Source organism: Comamonas sp. JUb58 (assembly GCF_004364775.1).
GTDB lineage: Bacteria > Pseudomonadota > Gammaproteobacteria > Burkholderiales > Burkholderiaceae_C > Comamonas.
Map to the genome: position 1 here is coordinate 200,303 of NZ_SOAL01000001.1, position 17,272 is coordinate 217,574.

The 17,272-nt window shown below is 65.1% G+C and carries 17 protein-coding genes; 10 read left to right on the top strand and 7 right to left on the bottom strand.

The annotated features are described in order from the left end of the window. Positions 1-86 precede the first annotated feature (86 nt). The gene (locus EDF71_RS00930; RefSeq protein WP_243854108.1) at positions 87-611 is read right to left on the bottom strand and encodes a hypothetical protein; all 525 of its coding nucleotides are present in this window, start codon (positions 609-611) and stop codon (positions 87-89) included. Continuing rightward, positions 611-1,762 (bottom strand): cupin domain-containing protein, encoded by a 1,152-nt coding sequence (locus tag EDF71_RS00935; protein WP_133854758.1) that lies wholly within the window; start codon positions 1,760-1,762, stop codon positions 611-613. Before EDF71_RS00935 ends, EDF71_RS00930 begins: the two co-directional genes overlap by 1 nt. Positions 1,763-1,815: 53 nt before the next feature. Between EDF71_RS00935 and EDF71_RS00940 the strand changes: the two genes are divergently transcribed. The 6 genes from EDF71_RS00940 (at position 1,816) to EDF71_RS00965 (ending at position 5,447) form a co-directional block, all read left to right on the top strand. Further along, on the top strand, positions 1,816-2,340 hold the full coding sequence (locus EDF71_RS00940) for an FKBP-type peptidyl-prolyl cis-trans isomerase (protein WP_133854759.1): 525 nt from the start codon (positions 1,816-1,818) through the stop codon (positions 2,338-2,340). Between the two features lie 134 nt (positions 2,341-2,474). After that, positions 2,475-3,035, top strand: coding sequence for a MarR family transcriptional regulator (locus EDF71_RS00945; RefSeq protein WP_133854760.1), 561 nt, complete (start codon positions 2,475-2,477; stop codon positions 3,033-3,035). Between the two features lie 87 nt (positions 3,036-3,122). Further along, on the top strand, positions 3,123-3,614 hold the full coding sequence (locus EDF71_RS00950; RefSeq protein WP_166656420.1) for a DUF393 domain-containing protein: 492 nt from the start codon (positions 3,123-3,125) through the stop codon (positions 3,612-3,614). 41 nt (positions 3,615-3,655) lie between these two features. Beyond that, positions 3,656-4,573, top strand: a complete 918-nt coding sequence (locus EDF71_RS00955; protein ID WP_133854762.1) for an NAD-dependent epimerase/dehydratase family protein — start codon at positions 3,656-3,658, stop codon at positions 4,571-4,573. Then, entirely contained in the window at positions 4,570-4,971 is a 402-nt protein-coding gene (locus EDF71_RS00960; RefSeq protein WP_133854763.1) for a DoxX-like family protein, read from the top strand. The genes EDF71_RS00955 and EDF71_RS00960 overlap by 4 nt, the downstream gene beginning before the upstream one ends. After that, positions 4,971-5,447 (top strand): DUF2269 domain-containing protein, encoded by a 477-nt coding sequence (locus EDF71_RS00965; RefSeq protein WP_133854764.1) that lies wholly within the window; start codon positions 4,971-4,973, stop codon positions 5,445-5,447. The genes EDF71_RS00960 and EDF71_RS00965 overlap by 1 nt, the downstream gene beginning before the upstream one ends. Before the next feature lie 4 nt (positions 5,448-5,451). On the opposite strand, the gene EDF71_RS00970 is transcribed toward EDF71_RS00965, so the two are convergent. Then, a complete protein-coding gene (locus tag EDF71_RS00970; protein ID WP_133854765.1) occupies positions 5,452-6,369 on the bottom strand; it encodes a Dyp-type peroxidase in 918 nt (305 codons plus the stop codon). A 473-nt stretch (positions 6,370-6,842) separates the two neighbouring features. On the opposite strand from EDF71_RS00970, the gene EDF71_RS00975 reads away from it, so the two are divergent. Both EDF71_RS00975 and EDF71_RS00980 read left to right on the top strand, forming a co-directional pair. Beyond that, a complete protein-coding gene (locus EDF71_RS00975) occupies positions 6,843-7,874 on the top strand; it encodes a helix-turn-helix domain-containing protein (RefSeq protein WP_133854766.1) in 1,032 nt (343 codons plus the stop codon). A gap of 113 nt (positions 7,875-7,987) precedes the next feature. Continuing rightward, positions 7,988-9,172 (top strand): MFS transporter, encoded by a 1,185-nt coding sequence (locus EDF71_RS00980; RefSeq protein ID WP_208300980.1) that lies wholly within the window; start codon positions 7,988-7,990, stop codon positions 9,170-9,172. A gap of 80 nt (positions 9,173-9,252) precedes the next feature. On the opposite strand, the gene fumC is transcribed toward EDF71_RS00980, so the two are convergent. Then, on the bottom strand, positions 9,253-10,644 hold the full coding sequence (gene fumC, locus EDF71_RS00985) for a class II fumarate hydratase (RefSeq protein ID WP_133854767.1): 1,392 nt from the start codon (positions 10,642-10,644) through the stop codon (positions 9,253-9,255). A 620-nt stretch (positions 10,645-11,264) separates the two neighbouring features. Between fumC and EDF71_RS00990 the strand changes: the two genes are divergently transcribed. Both EDF71_RS00990 and EDF71_RS00995 read left to right on the top strand, forming a co-directional pair. Further along, positions 11,265-12,818, top strand: coding sequence for a fumarate hydratase (locus EDF71_RS00990; RefSeq protein WP_133854768.1), 1,554 nt, complete (start codon positions 11,265-11,267; stop codon positions 12,816-12,818). 174 nt (positions 12,819-12,992) lie between these two features. Continuing rightward, complete coding sequence (locus tag EDF71_RS00995) at positions 12,993-13,202, top strand: hypothetical protein (protein WP_133854769.1); 210 nt, start codon at positions 12,993-12,995, stop codon at positions 13,200-13,202. A gap of 78 nt (positions 13,203-13,280) precedes the next feature. Here EDF71_RS00995 and EDF71_RS01000 read toward each other — a convergent pair whose 3' ends face one another. The 3 genes from EDF71_RS01000 to xdhC form a co-directional block, all read right to left on the bottom strand. Next, complete coding sequence (locus EDF71_RS01000) at positions 13,281-14,669, bottom strand: gluconate:H+ symporter (RefSeq protein WP_133854770.1); 1,389 nt, start codon at positions 14,667-14,669, stop codon at positions 13,281-13,283. Between the two features lie 158 nt (positions 14,670-14,827). Next, the gene (locus EDF71_RS01005) at positions 14,828-16,060 is read right to left on the bottom strand and encodes a urate hydroxylase PuuD (RefSeq protein ID WP_133854771.1); all 1,233 of its coding nucleotides are present in this window, start codon (positions 16,058-16,060) and stop codon (positions 14,828-14,830) included. Positions 16,061-16,399: 339 nt separating this feature from the next. Next, positions 16,400-17,215: a xanthine dehydrogenase accessory protein XdhC gene (xdhC, locus tag EDF71_RS01010; protein ID WP_133854772.1), complete on the bottom strand. Its 816-nt coding sequence runs from the start codon at positions 17,213-17,215 to the stop codon at positions 16,400-16,402. Positions 17,216-17,272: the final 57 nt, after the last annotated feature.

Genomic DNA, 17,272 nt, shown 5'->3' on the forward strand with positions numbered 1-17,272 from the left:
TAGGGATTACCCGGGCTGCATGCCTATGCTAACAGCCCCCGCAACGTTGCCGGCCAGCAACGAAAGACACGGTTGTCAACAATGGCCTACAAACCCAGCACCGTCGCGGCAAAGTCCGGGGTGCTGGCCGAGCGAATCCACTCCTGCAATCGCTCGCCCAAGGGCACGATGGCACTGCGCTCGGCGCTGGCTACGCCCACGCAGCGCTCCACGTCCAGGCGCTGCACGGCCCACTGGGGCGACCACAGCGCGCTGGGGATCTGTGCCACATCGCGGCTCAGCAGCCGGCGGCACTGCAGGCGGTGGTCCCAGGTCTTGCGCCATTGCACCCAGCGCGGGTGGCGCTGTACCAGCCGGTCAAAGCGTTGCGCCAGCACCGTCATCTGCCCGCCCTTGCGCGCCCACAGGTGCAGCAGCTCCACCGCATCGGCACTGCCCCAGGCCCAGTCGGCAAAATCCGCATCGGCCACGGTGATCTGGCGCCAGCCCTGCGTGGCCGCCTGCTGCAGAAAATACTGCAGTTGCGCATCAAAGGCTGCCCGGCCCTCAAAGCGGCCGCTCATCCCTTCGGCGGGCTGCCAGGCAGAGGGTGCGGGGCCGGCGCTGTCCATCACTGCGGTACCGCGTGGGCCCAGCCGTCCTCGCACCACTGCGACAGCAGCTGCAAGGCATCGTCGCTGGCACCGCTGATATCGCGGCGGTCCAGGTGGCGGCCATCGGCCAGCTTCTTCATCAAGCTGAAGTCACGGCCAGCGGCGCAGTAGCTTTCACCATTGATGAACACATGCTGCTCGTCATACATCATGCGGGTCTTGCGGTCCAGCGCCACGGCTTCGAGCATCGCGGGCGAATCCTCGGGCTCGAACCAGACATTGGCCTTGGGCTCGGTCAGCGACTCGCCCAGCGCGCGGGCCAGCGCCAAAGGCTCGGCCAGGCGTTTTTCGATGGCGGCACGGGCAAAGTCCAGCATCGCGGGCGGAATGGCGCCAGGCGCCTGCACCGCCGTCTGCTTGGGGTCCTGGTAGATCGGCGAGGCGGCCTTGGCGTTGACGTCGCCATCCATCTCGTCGCTCTCGGACATGCGCATCAGCAGCTCGCCGGCCAGCTCCTGCTGCGCGGGGGAGCGGAAGCCGATCGAGTAGGTCATACACTCGCCTTCGGCCACGCCGTCATGCGCATAGCGCGGCGGCAGGTAGAGCATGTCGCCGGGCTCCAGCACATACTCCTCCTGGGCTTCGAACTCGGCCAGGATCTTGAGCGGAATGCCTTCCTTCAGCGCCAGGTTCTTTTGCTTGCCGATGCGCCAGCGGCGCTTGCCATGGGCTTGCAGCAGGAACACGTCATAGCTGTCGAAATGCGGGCCCACGCCGCCGCCATCGCTGGCATAGCTCACCATCAGGTCATCCAGGCGCGCGGCAGGCACAAAGGCAAAGCGCTGCAGCAGTGCATGGGCAGCATCGCTGTGCAGATCCAGGCCCTGCAGCAGCAAGGTCCACTCTGGCGTCTTCAGCGAGGGGATGGCGCGGCGGCTGAACGGGCCGTGCTTGACGCTCCAGGCGCCCGCCTTGTGCTGGATGAGGCGCGATTCCACGCCCTCCTCGCCGGCCAGCTCAAACAGCTGGGCGCGCGGCAGCGGCAGCTGCAGGTCCTTCCAGTCGCTGACGGCACCGCGCACCAGCAGCGGCTTTTTCTGCCAGTAACGGCGCATGAACTGGGCCGGAGAGATGCCCCCCAGCAGAGGCAGTGCTTGTTCGATTTGCATGGTTTTCTCGGTGATCCTCTGGGCGCCCGGGCCCAAACTGCGACAATTGTCCTATGGAAATCACTGATCAATGCGTGGTCGCACTGACCTGGACGCTGAAAGACACTTTGGGCGAGACCCTGGACGTGCTCGACGAGCCCGTCGAATTCCTCGTCGGAGGCCAGGATTTGCTGGCCCGCGTGGAGCAGGCGCTGCAAGGCCATACCGTCGGTAGCCGTGTGCAGCTGCACCTGGAGCCCGAAGACGCCTTTGGCGATTACGACGAGGAAAAGGTCTTCCTCGAAGCGCGCTCGCTCTTCCCACCGGATCTGGAAGAAGGCATGACCATCGAAGGCCATGCACTGCCCCAGGGGACCAACCCCGATGCGCCACGCGACATGATCTACACCGTCACCGAACTCTACCCCGAGCATGTGGTGCTGGACGGCAACCACCCGCTGGCCGGCATCGCCATTCGCCTGGACATTCAAGTGGCTGGCGTGCGCGAGGCGACCGAAGAAGAAATTGGCACGGGCACCTGCGGCACCGGCTTCTTCCGCGTGCAACCCCAGGCGCCAGGCAACAACCTGCTGCACTGAGCACGGCGCTGGCCGCATCTGCGACCAGACGGCCAGCAAGCACCCCAGACCAAGGCCATCCTCCGTGATGGCCTTTTTCATGGCCCCTTAATTTCTGTATTGACAGAAATAAATGAAGCCCTAGAATTCAACCCATGCAAATGACCGACATCCAACAACAATTTGTGCTGCACTGGGGCGAGATGGGATCCATGTGGGGCGTCAACCGCACGGTCTCGCAGATCCATGCGCTGCTGTTTGTGCTGGGCAAGCCGCTCAATGCCGAGCAGCTGAGCGAGACCTTGAACGTGGCGCGCTCCAATGTCAGCAACAGCCTGAAGGAGCTGCAATCCTGGCAGCTGGTGCGGGTCACGCATGTGCTGGGCGACCGGCGCGACTATTTCGAGACCAGTGTCGATGTCTGGGAGCTGCTGCGCACCATCGTGCGAGAGCGCAAGGAGCGGGAGTTTGATCCCACCACCCGCCTGCTGCAGTCCTTGGTCAACAGCCCCGACTTTGCCCGAGAAAGCCCTGATGGCCAGGACCGCATCATGGCGACCCTGGAGCTGATGCAAAAGCTGGGCGCCTGGAGCGACGAGATGCTGCGCCTATCGCCCGCCACCCTGGACAAGATCCTGACCCTGGGCGCAACCGTGCAGCGCTTTGTGCGCGGTAGCCCGGCCGCACAGGAGCCCGAGGCACTGAGCAAGCCCTGAGAACACCATGGCCGTGCCCTGCAAGGAGAGCGGCCTTTTTTTGGCACCATTATTTCTGTTTTGACAGAAACATCGAAAGGAATGCATATGCTGAGCCGTGATACTGCCGACACCCGCTTCCCACTGACCATTTACTACGACGCCAGCTGCCGCATGTGCAATGCCGAGATGCGCCATTTGATGCTGCGCAACCAGGCGGGCAAGCTCATCTTTATTGACGCCAGCACCGCCGATCTGAGTGAGGCCCCCGCCGACAAGGCCGCACTGATGCAGGCCATCCACGGCGTGGGCGCCGATGGCAAGGTCTACATCGGGGTCGATTGCCTGACCCGCGCCTACCTGGGCGTGGGCTGGGCCTGGGTGCCCCGGCTGGCGGGACTGCCGCTGGTGGCCGATGCGCTCGACAAGCTCTACCCACTGCTGGCCCGCAACCGCTACCGTCTGCCACTGGCCCCGATGGCCTGGGTTCTGGAGCAGGGCTTGCAATGCACGGTACGGCGCCAGGCCCGGCAGGCTGCAGCGCGCAGCGCAGCCTGCGCACGCGGCAGCGATGCCTGCGATATCGACCGCCCGCGCTAAACGCGCTGCTAGAAAAACGCCCTTGGCAACCAGGAGACAGCATGCACAGCACCCACGCCCCCCAACCCACCGTCTTGCTCTGCGGCGGCCAGGGCTTTATCGGCCAGGCGCTGGCGCGCCAGCTGCGTGCCCAGGGCATGCGCGTCATTGCAGCCAGCCGGCGCTCCCAGCCGCCGCTGCAGTTTGGCAAGATGCAGCAGCCGGCCGATTGGCTGCCCCATCTGCAAGGCGTGGACATGGTCATCAACGCCGTAGGCAGCCTGCGCGACCAGCCGGGCCCCGACGGTGCCACTTTGGAGGCCCTGCACCAAACCAGCCCGCAAGCACTGTTTGAGGCCTGCGCCCAAGCGGGGGTACGGCGCGTGATGCAGCTGTCGGCCCTGGGGGTGGAGGGCAACGACACCGCCTACGCCCGCACCAAGCGCGCAGCCGACAGCCGTTTGCTGGCCCTGACCGCGCAAGGCCAGCTCGACGGCATTGTTGTGCGGCCCAGCATTGTCATCGGCGCACAGGGCGCCAGCACCCAGCTGTTCATGCGCCTGGCGCTGCTGCCGGTGCTGGTGCTGCCAGCGGTGATGCAGCAGCGCCTGATGCAGCCCGTCGCGGTCGATGAACTGGCCGAGGTAATGGTACGGCTGCTGCAGTCCCCCACCACCGGCATCGTGTCGCTGGGCGGGCCTCGGCGTCTCAGCATGGCGCAGATGATTCTGAGCCTGCGCCAGCAATCCGGCCGCAGCAAGGCGCTGCAACTGCGCTTGCCGGACTGGGCCACCCAAGCCAGCGCACGGCTGGGCGATGCGGTGCCCAGCAGCCCCTGGTGCAGTGCTTCCTTGCAACTGGCATCCCTGGACAATTGCTGCGACCCGGCGCCGATGGCGCAGTGGCTGGGGCGCGCACCCAGCGATCCGGCTCAGATGCTGGCCCTTATCCGGGGCCCGGCTGCGGGAGAGGCCAAATGACCGCCAGACCGATACCGCAGCACCCGCCCTTGCAGCTGCTGCGCCTGAGCCTGGTCGCCGTCTGGCTGTGGACGGCCGCTGCCAGCCTGCTGCAGTGGCAGGGCGAAAGCACCTCGCTGCTGATGGCGGGTGGCATCGCATCGCCCGACATCCAGACCTGGTTGATTGGCGCTGGCGTGGCGCTGGATCTGCTGCTAGGCCTGTGGCTGCTGTGGCGGCCCGGGCGCGCGGCCTATGCCGCTTCGTTCGCAGCCATGCTGGCGATGACCCTGGCAGCGACCGCGCTGCTGCCCAGCCTGTGGCTGCACCCACTGGGCCCCTTGTCCAAAAACCTGCCGATTGCTGCCGCGCTCTGGCTGCTGTGGCAGAGCAGCCCCTGCGACGGACGGAGTGAATGATGAACACCTATTTGCTGCTCAAAACCCTGCACATCCTGTCGAGCGTGCTGATGGTCGGCACGGGATTTGGCTCGGCCTTCTATATGTTCTTTGCCAACCGCAGCGGCAATGTAGCGGCCCAGGCCGTGGTCAGCCGGCTGGTGGTGCGGGCTGATTGGTGGTTCACGACGCCGGCGGTCATCATCCAGCCGCTCAGCGGCTGGGCGCTGATGATGATGGCCGGCTGGCCCTGGCACACGCCCTGGCTGCTGCTGTCGATGGCGCTGTATGTGCTGGCGGGCCTGTGCTGGTTGCCGGTGGTGGCCATGCAAATCCGCATGGCCCACATGGCCGCCCAGGCCGATGCCCAGGGCCAGCCGCTGCCCGACGCGTACCGGCGCCTGGCCGGGCGCTGGGAGGCGCTGGGCTACCCGGCCTTTGTGGCGATGCTGGGCGTGTACTACATGATGGTCAACAAGCCCACGCTCTGGAATTAGCGTTTTACAAACCCAATGCGCGCAGATCGATGCGGCCGTCCAGCATCGGCGGGCACCAGTAGTAGGCATTGGTAACGGGGTTGGACATCTGGAACAGGCCATCGGCAATGCCGTCTTCCTCGCCCGCCATGCGGCGCATCTGCGCCTCAAAGGCGTCATAGCTGCGGCCAAATCCGGCAAAGATGGCGCCAACGGCATCGCTGCCATCGGGCTGCACCTTCCACCAGGGCATATTGCGGCGCAGGATAAAGGCTTCGGGGTCGAAGCTCTCCTGCGCGGTGCGCTTGACGTGGGCCGACGCGGGCGCATCGTCCAGCTCTTCGTTGTCGCTCAGGCGGCGGCCAATCATGTGGTCCTTTTGCAGCGCGCTCATGCGGGCAAAGGCGTCCATGTCATGCAGCCACTGCTGCACGGCAAAGTAGCTGCCGCCGTCCAGCCCCGGGCCCATGCCATCGGCAATGGCGGCATGCACGGCGTCGTCGTCCTTGGGGTTTTCGGTGCCGTCTTCGTAGCCGGTCAGATCGCGCACCGCATCCTTGCCGTTCCAGCCGTGGCGGAAGCAATCCACCACCTTCTCGCGGCTGAAAGCCGGCGCCAGCAGCGCAGCCGCCTCACGCGACAGACGCAGCACATCGCCCTGGTCATTGCCGCGCAGCCACAGGCACAGCGCATGCGGCGTCAATGCCAGCGGGCCTTGGGGCCCGGTGATGGCCGGAAAATTGCGCAAGCCCGGCACCTGCACGCCCAACAGATCGGCCACCGGCTGGCCGATGCAGACAACGGCCTGCTCGCCATCGGCCCATTGCTGCAAGCGCGCCAGCGCGGCACGCACGGCCGGGGCATCGCCGGAGATTTTCCAGAGTTGGTAGCGGCTGGCAGCTGGCAGCGCCAGCAGGATTCCTGGTTGGTTCAAGGCGGTCATCGTGTGGGGGACGCGCAGCTGTGCCGCTGCGTCTTCGCTGTTGGATTGCAATCAGCTATTGTCGCGCAGCTGTCCTACAAACAAGGCCCTTGCCCGTTTGCATTGCCCAATCACGACCATAGCTGTTGCTTTTAGAACGTGTTTACGATCTCTACGCAGCCGCGTTGGAGTGCAATCGGGATGAGTTCGAAGGGCTGGTCCGCAGCTTGCACCGGGGTGCAAGCAAGGGCCAGCGCGAAGAAATCGCCCGATTTCACTCCAACCCGTAGGGACAGTGGCTTTGCGAGCGGTCCCCTTCGTTGCAGCACTTGCCAATAGCGGGCTATTGGCTGCGCACTGCGCCTCGCATCCCATCTCGCAAAGACACTGTCGCGGCGCGAGGAGATCGTAAACACGTTCTCAGGCTGCAGCTTGGCAGAATCTGTGCGATCAATGTCGTTGCTGCCAAATCGTCCTGCATGCACACTGTGCGCATGCCCCCATCCCGCACCACCGCCGCCCACAACGCCCAGCCCGGCCACCGCGTCATCTGCATCGCCTACCCGCGGGCGATGAGCCTGGACATCACCGGGCCCATGCAGGTGTTTGCCACCGCCAACGATGTGCGCGAGCGCCAGGGCCAGCCCGCCTTCTACCAGCTGGTCTTTGCCGGGCTGGAGGCCGGCCCGGTGACGCTGTCCTGCGGTTTGCAGACCATCGCCACCCAGGGCCTGGGCCAGCTGCGCCCCGGCGCCAACAGCACGGTGCTGGTACCGGGGGGCGATGGCGTGGTCGAGGTGCAGCACCACAGCGGCCTGCGCCAGTGGCTGCAGCGCACGGCGCCCAAAGTGCAGCGCCTGGGCTCGGTCTGCTCGGGCGCGCTGATCCTGGCACGCGCCGGCTTGCTCGATGGCCTGTCTGCCACCACCCATTGGTGCCGCCTGGCTGAGCTGGCGGCGATGGAACGCCCCATCCAGGTCGATGGCGACCGGCTGCACACCTTTGATGCCAGCCATCCGCAGCAGCGCCATATCTTCACCTCCGCCGGGGTGACCTCGGGCATTGACCTGGCGCTGAGCCTGATCGAGGCCGACCTGGGCCGCAGCATGGCGCTGGCCGTCGCCCGGCACCTGGTGATGTTTGTGCGCCGGCCCGGCGGCCAGGCGCAGTTCAGCCCGCTGCTGGCGGCCGAGACCACACAGGCGCCGCGCCTGGCCGGTTTGCTGGAGTGGATTCCCGGCCACCTGGGCGAGCGCCTCAGTGTGGAACAGCTGGCGGCGCAGGCCTGCCTGCCGCCGCGCACCCTGGCGCGCGTGTTCCAGCAAGAGCTGGGCACCACGCCGGGCCGCTATGTGGAGCGGGTGCGGCTGCAAGCCGCCACCACCTTGCTGAGCCAGCGCCAGGCCTCTGTCTCCACCGTGGCGCGCCTCTGCGGCTTTGGCCACCCGGAAAACCTGCGCCGCAGCTTTCACAAGACCCTGGCTGTCAGCCCCCAGGCCTTTGCCGAGCGCTTTGGCGCCGGCTAGCCCAGGGCCGCCGCTGAGCGGCTGAACCCAGCATTACTACCCACCAAGCGATCCGGACCGCACTGCGCTGCCCGGCAGCACCCTCACGCCTCTCCATTCCCGGATCACCGCCCATGCTGCTCCAACGCCACCCCCAACTGCTCACCCTCAGCATCGCGCAAGCGCTGTACTGGTCCTGCTCCATCATCGGCATCGCCCTCACCGGCCTGGTGGGCCGGCAACTAGCGCCCTGGCCGGTGCTGGCCACGGTGCCGCTGACCTTGCTGGTGGCAGGCAACCTGCTGTCGATTGGCCAACTGGCCCGCTGGATGCAGCGGCATGGCCGCGCCCGGGGCCTGCAATACGGTGCGCTGCTGGGCGTGGCAGCTGGGCTGCTGGCCGCCTGGGCGGTGGTACAGGCGAGCTTTGGGCTGTTTTGCCTGGCGATGCTGCTGCTGGGCGGCTACCAGGCCTCCGCCGGCTTTTACCACTTTACCGCGCTGGATGGAATGCCGGCCGAGCACAGCGGCCGTGCGGCAGCCTGGGTGCTGGCCGGTGGCATCGCAGCGGCGCTGCTCGCGCCCAGCCTGGCCATCCATGCAGCCGACGCGCTGACCACACCACTGGCCGGTGCCTATCTGGCCATTGCAGTGCTGGCCTTGCTGGCCTGCGCGCTGCTGCAATGCCTGCCAGCGCATCTGCATCGGCCGATGCAGGCCAAGGCCGCCGCCCAACCCGCCCTATCGCGGCGCCAGCTCTGGCAGCGCCCCGCCCTGCGCCAGGCCATTGTGCTCAGTGCCTGCGGCCATGGGCTGATGGTGCTGGTGATGAACGCCACCCCGCTGGCCATGCATGGCGCGGGCCACTCGCTGGCCAGCTCCACCCAGGTGATCCAGTGGCATGTGCTGGGCATGTTTGCGCCCTCCTTGTTCGCGGGCCGCGCGGTGGACCGCTTTGGCGCCCGGCGCCTGGCCTGGCTGGGCGCGGCCCTGCTGGCGGCCAGCGCGGCGGTGGCGCTGATCGGCCTGCAGTTTCTGCCGTTCCTGGTTAGCTCCTTGCTGCTGGGCGCCGGCTGGAACCTGATGATCCTCGCCGGCACCAGCCTGCTGAACCAGGCCTGCACACCCGAGGAGCGCCCGCAGGCCCAGCCGATGATGGAATGGACCAACAACGGCAGCGCCGCGCTGATGTCGCTCAGCTGCGGCGTGCTGATCCAGACCCTGGGTTGGCAGGCGGTGAATGTGACGATGCTATTGACCTTGGCGCTGCTGGCTTGGCAAGGCGGCCGCTCGGTCTGGGCGGCGCGGGCGCAGGCCTGAGCGCAGCAGGTCTGCAAGCTCGGTCGAGAAAAAAAGGCCCGCAGCGATGCGGGCCCTGGAGCTTTCAAGCGTCTGGACGCTTACAGATTGCCCACCATGTGCTCGGGTACGACCCACTGGTCAAACTGCTCGGCCGTCACATGGCCGCTGGCCACGGCCGCATCGCGCAGGCTGCTGCCTTCCTTGTGCGCCTTCTTGGCGATATAGGCCGCCTTGTCGTAGCCGATATGGGTGTTTAGGGCGGTCACCAGCATCAGCGAGCGGCTCACCAGCTCGGTGATGCGCTCGCGGTTGGGCTCGATGCCGACGGCGCAGTGGTCATTGAAGCTCACCATGCCATCAGCCAGCAGGCGCACGCTCTGCAGGAAGTTGTGCGCCACCATGGGGCGGAACACATTCAGCTCGAAGTTGCCCGAGGCGCCGCCGACGTTGATGGCAGCATCGTTGCCAAACACCTGGGCGCAGAGCATGGTCATCGCTTCGCACTGCGTGGGGTTGACCTTGCCCGGCATGATGGACGAGCCAGGCTCGTTCTCGGGGATGGAGATCTCACCCAGGCCGCTGCGTGGGCCCGATGCCAGCCAGCGCACATCGTTGGCGATCTTCATCAGGCTGGCCGCCAGGGTCTTGAGGGCGCCATGGCCAAACACCAGCGCATCGCAGGAACCCAACGATTCAAACTTGTTGGGCGAGGTCACAAAGGGGTAGCCGGTCAGCTTGGCCAGCTCTTGCGCCACACCTTCGGCATAGCCCTTGGGCGCGTTCAGGCCCGTGCCCACGGCGGTGCCGCCCAGCGCCAGCTCATACAGATGGGGCAGTGCCGACTTGAGGTGCTTGGCACCATGCTCCAGCTGGGCCACCCAGCCAGAGATCTCCTGGCCCAGGGTCAGCGGCGTGGCATCCTGCAGGTGGGTGCGGCCGATCTTGACGATGTCGTTGAAGGCCTCGCTCTTGGCCTGCAGCGTGCGGCGCAGCTTTTCCAGCGCGGGCAGCAGCTTGCGCTCGATGGCGGTGACGGCGGCCACATGCATGGCGGTGGGGTAGACGTCGTTGCTGGACTGGCTTTTGTTCACATCGTCATTGGGGTGGACCAAGCGCGACTCGCCGCGCTCGCCGCCCAGCAGCTCGCTGGCGCGGTTGGCCAGCACTTCATTGACGTTCATGTTCGTCTGCGTGCCCGAGCCGGTCTGCCAGACCACCAGCGGGAACTCATCGGGGTGCTGGCCGGCAATCACCTCGTCGGCGGCCGCATTGATGGCCTTGGACTTCTTCTCGTCGAGCAGGCCCAGCGCGTTGTTGACGGTGGCACTGGCCTTTTTCACCTGCGCCAGCGCATGGATGATCTCGCCGGGCTGCTTCTCGCCGCTGATGTCGAAGTTCTGCAGCGAGCGCTGCGTCTGGGCACCCCAGAGTTTGTCGGCGGGCACATCGATCAGGCCGAAGGTGTCTTTTTCCTGGCGGGTAGCTGTCATGTCTGGATCACTCCTTGTATCTCAACAATTGCAACGCGGCTCGTCTGGCTGGTAAGCGTTTGGCTGGTGGGCCGCAGGATTCGTAAATATGACGCCGCCCGCTTTGCGGCAAAGCGGGCGCAGCATCGCATCCTAACGCAGTCAATGACAGGCGTTCTCATCTGTACCAAGCAGCCATGCTGGGCGCATGCTCTTGCGCTCAGCCGACACTTGGGCGACACCCCAGAACCTGCTCAAAATCTCTACGCAGCCGCGTTGGAGTGCAATCGGGATGAGTTCGAAGGGCTGGTCCGCAGCTTGCACCGGGGTGCAAGCAAGGGCCAGCGCGCAGAAATCGCCCGATTTCACTCCAACCCGTAGGGACAGTGGCTTTGCGAGCGGTCTGCTTCGTTGCAGCGCTTGCCAATAGCTGGCTATTGGCTGCGCGCTGCGCCTCGCATCCCATCTCGCAAAGACACTGTCGCGGCGCGAGGAGACTTTGAGCAGGTTCTGATTCTTCTAGAAGACTTATCGGGCATTTGCCACCACCGGCCCGGCGAAAGGCCGATAATCGCAGCCGTGATACCGAGCGCCAACGGCAGCATAGCCTTGCGCAATCCAAAACCCACCCCACAAGCACGATGACCACCTCCATCCGTCAGCAGGACCTGATCGACTCGATCGCGGGCGCCCTGCAGTACATCAGCTACTACCACACACCGGATTTCATCCAGCACCTGGCACGGGCCTACGAGCGCGAGCAAAGCCCGGCGGCCAAGGATGCGATGGCCCAGATCCTGACCAACTCCAAGATGAGCGCGACCGGCCAGCGTCCCATCTGCCAGGACACCGGCATCGTCAACGTGTTCCTGAAGGTGGGCATGGATGTGAAGTGGGAAGACTTCACGATGGGCCTGGAAGACGCCATCAACGAAGGCGTGCGCCGTGGCTACAACCACCCCGACAACACCTTGCGCGCCTCCGTGGTGGCCGATCCCCAGTTCGCCCGCAAGAACACCAAGGACAACACGCCTGCCGTCATCAATGTGCAGATCGTGCCGGGCGACAAGCTGGATGTGACCGTGGCTGCCAAGGGCGGCGGCTCGGAGAACAAGTCCAAGATGATCATGATGAACCCCAGCGACAACATCGTTGACTGGGTGCTCAAGACCGTGCCAACCATGGGCGCAGGCTGGTGCCCACCGGGCATGCTGGGCATCGGCATTGGCGGCACCGCTGAAAAAGCCGTGCTGCTGGCCAAGGAAAGCCTGATGGAAGACCTCGACATGTACGAGCTGCAGCAAAAGGCAGCCAGCGGTGCCGAGCTGGACCAGGTGGAAAAGCTGCGCCTGGAGCTGTTCGAGAAGGTCAATGCGCTCGGTATCGGTGCCCAGGGCCTGGGCGGCCTGACCACCGTGCTGGACGTGAAGATCAACATGTACCCCACGCACGCGGCCTCCAAGCCCGTGGCGATGATCCCCAACTGCGCCGCCACCCGCCACGCCCATTTCGTGATGGACGGCTCCGGCCCCGTGTACCTGGATCCGCCATCGCTGGACACCTGGCCCAAGATCGACTGGGCGCCGGATTACAACAAGTCCAAGCGCGTGGACCTGAACACCCTGACCAAGGAAGAAGTGGCCAGCTGGAAGCCGGGCGACACCATCTTGCTCAACGGCAAGATGCTGACCGGCCGCGACGCTGCGCACAAGCGCATCCAGGATATGCTGGCCAAGGGCGAGCCGCTGCCCGTCGACTTTACCAACCGCGTGATCTACTACGTGGGCCCGGTGGACCCCGTGCGTGACGAAGTGGTTGGCCCTGCCGGCCCGACCACCGCCACCCGCATGGACAAGTTCACCGACATGATGCTGTCGCAGACCGGCCTGATCGCGATGATCGGCAAGTCCGAGCGCGGCCCGGTCGCCATCGAAGCCATCAAGAACCACAAATCGGCCTATCTGATGGCCGTGGGCGGCGCCGCCTACCTGGTCTCCAAGGCCATCAAGCACGCCAAGGTGGTCGGTTTTGCCGATCTGGGCATGGAAGCCATCTATGAATTCGACGTGGTCGACATGCCCGTGACCGTGGCCGTGGATGCCGGCGGCACCAGCGCCCACATCACCGGCCCGGCGATCTGGAAGGAAAAAATCGCCACCGGCGAATTCAAGGGCATTGAAGTCGCAGGCGCCTGATCTGCGCCCCGCCCGGCCCCGGCCGGGCGACGCCACCCAACCGCCTGCGGGCGGTTTTTTGCTGCGCGGGAGTGCCAGCTTTACCCTTCCCACCCTTGAAACATTACTATGCTTGGCCCCCAGGTACGGCGCATGCTGTATCGTGGAGGCTGAACACCGCTAAGGAACAAAAACATGGCCAAGCCGAATTACCAGTACGAAAAGCGCCAGCGCGAGCTGGAAAAGAAGAAGAAAAAGGAAGAAAAAGCCCAGCGCAAGGCCAGCGGACACTCTGCGTCCGACACCCCGGACGGCAACGAAGACGGCGCGCCATCGCAGCCAGATGCAGACAACGCCGCTGACGCAGGCGACGCAGCAGCCGACCAAGCCAAGTCTGCCGACTGAGCACGGCGCGCCCGCAAGGGCCAAAAAAATGGGCCGCCAGCATTGCTGCTGCGGCCCATTGGCATTTCTGGAACCCTGCTATCCGCCCAGCGCCGGCAAGGTGTTGAACAGCAGCACCATCAAGAGGCCCACGAACGAAACAATGGACTGCACCACGGTGATCGTGCGCGTCGCCTCGCCCATGGTCATGCCAAAGGATTCCTTGACCATCCAGAAACCGGCATGGTTGGCATAGTTGAAGAACAAAGAGCCGCAGCCAATCGACAGCGCCAGCAAAGGCAGGTTCAGGCTCGGGTCGGCAGCGGCGAGCGGGGCCAGCAAGCCGGCCGCGCCCACAATGCCCACGGTGGCCGAACCGGTCGACACCGACAGCAGCATCGCAATGAGCCAGCCCAGCACCAGCGGCGGGAACGCAAACTGGTGCGTCAGGTGCACGATCGCATCGCCCACCTTGGCGCTGGTCAGCACCTGCTGGAAAGCACCGCCGCCGGCAATGATCATGATGATGCCGGCAATCGGCTTGAGGCTGGCGCCCAGGGTGTCGCGCAGCTTTTCGGCATCGCCGCTGCGCAGGTAGACCAGGGTAAAGGCCGCAAACAGCACGCCCAGCAGCATCGCAATCAGCGGATTGCCCAGGAAAGTTGCGACTTGCAGAACGGCCGAGCCCTTGGGCAAGGCCATCTCGGCCAGCGCATGGGCCAGCATCAGCAGCGCTGGCAGCAAGGCAGACAGCACGCCCATCGCAATGCCGGGCTGGTCCTTGCCGGTCTCTGCCTTGCTTTCGGTGAATTGGTCCAGCAGGGCCTGCTCAGGCCGGGTCGTCATACGTGGGGTGATGAAGGCGCCATACAGCGGACCGCCTAGGATCATCGCGGGCAAGGCAGCCAGGAAGCCGTAGAGCATCGTCGGGCCGACGGTGGTTTTCAGGGTCGCAATGGCGGTCAGCGGGCCCGGATGGGGCGGCACCATGCCGTGCATCGATGCGAGCGCCGCAATCACCGGCACGCCCACATAGACATAGGCCGAGCCCTTGAAGTTCTCGCGGCTCTCCAGCTTGCGCGCCACGCTGAAGATCAGCGGCAGCATCACCACCAGGCCCACTTCGAAGAACATCGGGATGCCGATGATGAAGGCCACCAGGGTCATGGCCCAGGGGATCATGCGGTCCGAGGTGTGGCGCAGGATGGCGCTGGCCAGGCGCTCGGTGGTGCCCGAGTCGGCCAGGATCTTGCCAAGCATCGCCCCCAGCGCAATCACCACGCCGACGGCGCCCAGGGTCTTGCCTGCGCCGTTGGTGATGTTCTTGGCAATGTCGCCCGGCGCCATGCCGGTGGCAAAGCCCACGCCGATACAGACGATCAGTAAGGCCAGCAAGGGGTGCATGCGGATGCGCGAAACAATCAGCGCAACCAGCACCAGCACGCTCACCAAGGCGGTCAGCAGCAATTGGATATCGAAATTTGACATGCGAGAAGATGTGGATTTGTGACACGCATCCCCAGCCACCTACCGCAAGCAGGGGCTTGGGCATGCCCCAACCCTCCTATCCTACGCCGATCAGCCACCCCAGGCTGTAGTCGGATTTCTCCGGGCCGGGCGCCTGCCCGGCCCGCCGGCGCGGGCCCTCAAGGCGCTGTCGATGCGCCGGACTCGAACCAGCGCTTGACCAGATCGCGCTCCTCGGCGCTCAGCCCCTCGGGATTGCCAAAGGGCATCTTGCGCAGCACCACCACCTGCTGGTAGATCTGCTGGGTGTGCTGGGCCACTTCTTGCGGGCTGTCGAGCTTCACATTCTTCTGCGCCAGGCCGGTGGCGCTGTGGCAGAGCACGCAATGCTGGGCGAACACCTTGGCCACCTCACCATAGGGCACGGCGCCGGCAGCGGGCTGGCTGGCGGGGGCTGGCGCTGCGGCCACTGCTGGCTTGGGGCCGGGGCGCAACCAGGCGATCACGCCCAGAATCACCAGCACCCCGATCAGCGCATAAGGCCAGGGGTGCTTGTTGCGGCCGAGCTTGTGGCCATGGCGCAGCACAAAGAACTGACGAATGGCTGCGCCGGCAAACATCATGCCGATGAGCACCAGCCAGTTGTACTTCTGGTTGTAGAGCCAGCCGTAGTGGTTGGACAGCATTGCAAACAGCACCGGCAAGGTGAAATAGGTGTTGTGCACGCTGCGCTGCTTGCCGCGCTTGCCGTAGATCGGGTCAACCGGGTCGCCATTCTTCAGGGCCCGCACGACGGTGCGCTGGCCAGGAATGATCCAGAAGAACACGTTGGCACTCATCGAGGTGGCCAGCATCGCGCCCATCAGCAAAAACGCGGCCTGGCCGGGGAAGATATGGCAGGCCAGGTAGGCGGCGATGCAGACCAGCACCAGCACCATCGCACCCACAATCGCATCGCCATGCTTTTTGAAGCCGAACACGCGGCAGATCCCGTCATACAGCAGCCAGAACACCGCCAGAAAGCTCAGCGCCGTGAACACCGCCAGCGGCGCGCTCATCGCGTTGGGATCGGCCGGGTTGACCAAGTAGATATTGGCGTTCCAAAGGTAGGACACCGTCAACAGTGCAAAGCCCGACAGCCAGGTGGTATAGCTCTCCCAGTAGAACCAGTGCAGGTGGTCGGGCAGCTTGGGCGGCGAGACATTGAACTTGACCGGGTGGTAGAAGCCGCCGCCATGCACGGCCCAGAGCTCGCCGCTGACGCCCTGCTTTTTCAGGTCTTCGTCTTCCGGCGGGGTCAGGCTGCTGTCGAGGAACACAAAATAGAACGAGGAACCTACCCAGGCGATGGCTGTGATCACATGCAGCCAGCGCAACAACAGGTTCGCCCAATCGAGGATATAGCCTTCCATTGCTCTCATCCTTGGCAGCGTGGGGTCTGCCAGTGCGAGGGAGGGGTGATGCCCGCTCTCCTCATCAAGCAGCCAGCGTGGAGGCACCGGCCACTTGTTGAACCTGCTCACCACGGCGGGCGATCTGAGCAGCAGACAGGCCGCAATCCACAGCCATCATCGACATGACCGGGGCACCGCTGCGACCTTTTGTAGACTCAAAGTGTATGCAATTTCTGCCGCCCAAAGGTCGGCAAAAAGCTGCACAGCCCCTAGATAAAACCCTGATGCAACGCAGCAAAACCGCTGCGGTCCGCTTCGGCAAAGCGTGCGCCGTGCCTGCACGGTGTGCAAGCCCTATCAGGCATGCTGCGTTCGTTGCAGGTGCTGCAGCAGCTGGGCGGCCACCGCAATCGCAATCACCTCGGGCGCCTTGCCCTGGATGCCCGGCAGCCCGATCGGGCAGGTGATACGGGCAAACTCCGCATCGGCAAAACCCCGCTCGGCCAACCGGTGCGCAAAACTGGCGCGCTTGGTGGCGCTGCCAATCAGCCCGACCAGGTCCAGATCGCCCTGCTGGCGCTGGCGCTGCAGGCAGGCCTGGGTGATCTGCAGGTCCTGCTGGTGGTCGTGGGTGAGGATGAACACGCTGCTGCCCGGCGCCAGGTCTGCCACCGCCATCTCGATAGGATCGGAATACTCGGCCTGCACATGGGCAGGCAGCTCGGGCGGAAACAGCACCTCGCGGCTGTCCACCCAGGTGATGGCGAGCGGCAGGTTGCTGAGCACCTGCACCAGGGCCGATCCCACATGGCCGGCGCCAAACACGGCGACGGGGCTGCACTCGGGGGCCAGCATCTGCGCCAAGGGCTCGCTGTCGGCCTGGGCAATCCGCTGAAAACGCAGGTGCACCACACCACCGCAGCATTGGCCAAGGCGCGGGCCCAGCGCAAAGCGCTCGCTCAACGGGGCACCGCCACGGGCGAGCAGATCGCGCGCCTTGTTGGCGGCTTCCCATTCCAAGTGGCCGCCGCCAATCGTGCCCAGCTGGTCCTGCGCAAACACGGCCATCCAGGCTCCGGCATCGCGCGGCGCCGATCCCTGGGTAGACTCCACCTGCACCAAACAGGCATCCTGCGTCGCCAGGCGACCCAATAATTGCTGCAGTACGGGCATGCCTTGTTCCATCGTGAGAATCGGCCTGCCATACTGCAGGGCCGCTGTAGACGGATT

Bases quoted from the DNA above. Each gene is read 5' to 3' on its own strand.
- EDF71_RS00930 (WP_243854108.1), bottom strand. From the start codon at position 611: ATGGACAGCGCCGGCCCCGCACCCTCTGCCTGGCAGCCCGCCGAAGGG.
- EDF71_RS00935 (WP_133854758.1), bottom strand. From the start codon at position 1,762: ATGCAAATCGAACAAGCACTGCCTCTGCTGGGGGGCATCTCTCCGGCC.
- EDF71_RS00940 (WP_133854759.1), top strand. From the start codon at position 1,816: ATGGAAATCACTGATCAATGCGTGGTCGCACTGACCTGGACGCTGAAA.
- EDF71_RS00945 (WP_133854760.1), top strand. From the start codon at position 2,475: ATGCAAATGACCGACATCCAACAACAATTTGTGCTGCACTGGGGCGAG.
- EDF71_RS00950 (WP_166656420.1), top strand. From the start codon at position 3,123: ATGCTGAGCCGTGATACTGCCGACACCCGCTTCCCACTGACCATTTAC.
- EDF71_RS00955 (WP_133854762.1), top strand. From the start codon at position 3,656: ATGCACAGCACCCACGCCCCCCAACCCACCGTCTTGCTCTGCGGCGGC.
- EDF71_RS00960 (WP_133854763.1), top strand. From the start codon at position 4,570: ATGACCGCCAGACCGATACCGCAGCACCCGCCCTTGCAGCTGCTGCGC.
- EDF71_RS00965 (WP_133854764.1), top strand. From the start codon at position 4,971: ATGAACACCTATTTGCTGCTCAAAACCCTGCACATCCTGTCGAGCGTG.
- EDF71_RS00970 (WP_133854765.1), bottom strand. From the start codon at position 6,369: ATGACCGCCTTGAACCAACCAGGAATCCTGCTGGCGCTGCCAGCTGCC.
- EDF71_RS00975 (WP_133854766.1), top strand. From the start codon at position 6,843: ATGCCCCCATCCCGCACCACCGCCGCCCACAACGCCCAGCCCGGCCAC.
- EDF71_RS00980 (WP_208300980.1), top strand. From the start codon at position 7,988: ATGCTGCTCCAACGCCACCCCCAACTGCTCACCCTCAGCATCGCGCAA.
- fumC (WP_133854767.1), bottom strand. From the start codon at position 10,644: ATGACAGCTACCCGCCAGGAAAAAGACACCTTCGGCCTGATCGATGTG.
- EDF71_RS00990 (WP_133854768.1), top strand. From the start codon at position 11,265: ATGACCACCTCCATCCGTCAGCAGGACCTGATCGACTCGATCGCGGGC.
- EDF71_RS00995 (WP_133854769.1), top strand. From the start codon at position 12,993: ATGGCCAAGCCGAATTACCAGTACGAAAAGCGCCAGCGCGAGCTGGAA.
- EDF71_RS01000 (WP_133854770.1), bottom strand. From the start codon at position 14,669: ATGTCAAATTTCGATATCCAATTGCTGCTGACCGCCTTGGTGAGCGTG.
- EDF71_RS01005 (WP_133854771.1), bottom strand. From the start codon at position 16,060: ATGGAAGGCTATATCCTCGATTGGGCGAACCTGTTGTTGCGCTGGCTG.
- xdhC (WP_133854772.1), bottom strand. From the start codon at position 17,215: ATGCCCGTACTGCAGCAATTATTGGGTCGCCTGGCGACGCAGGATGCC.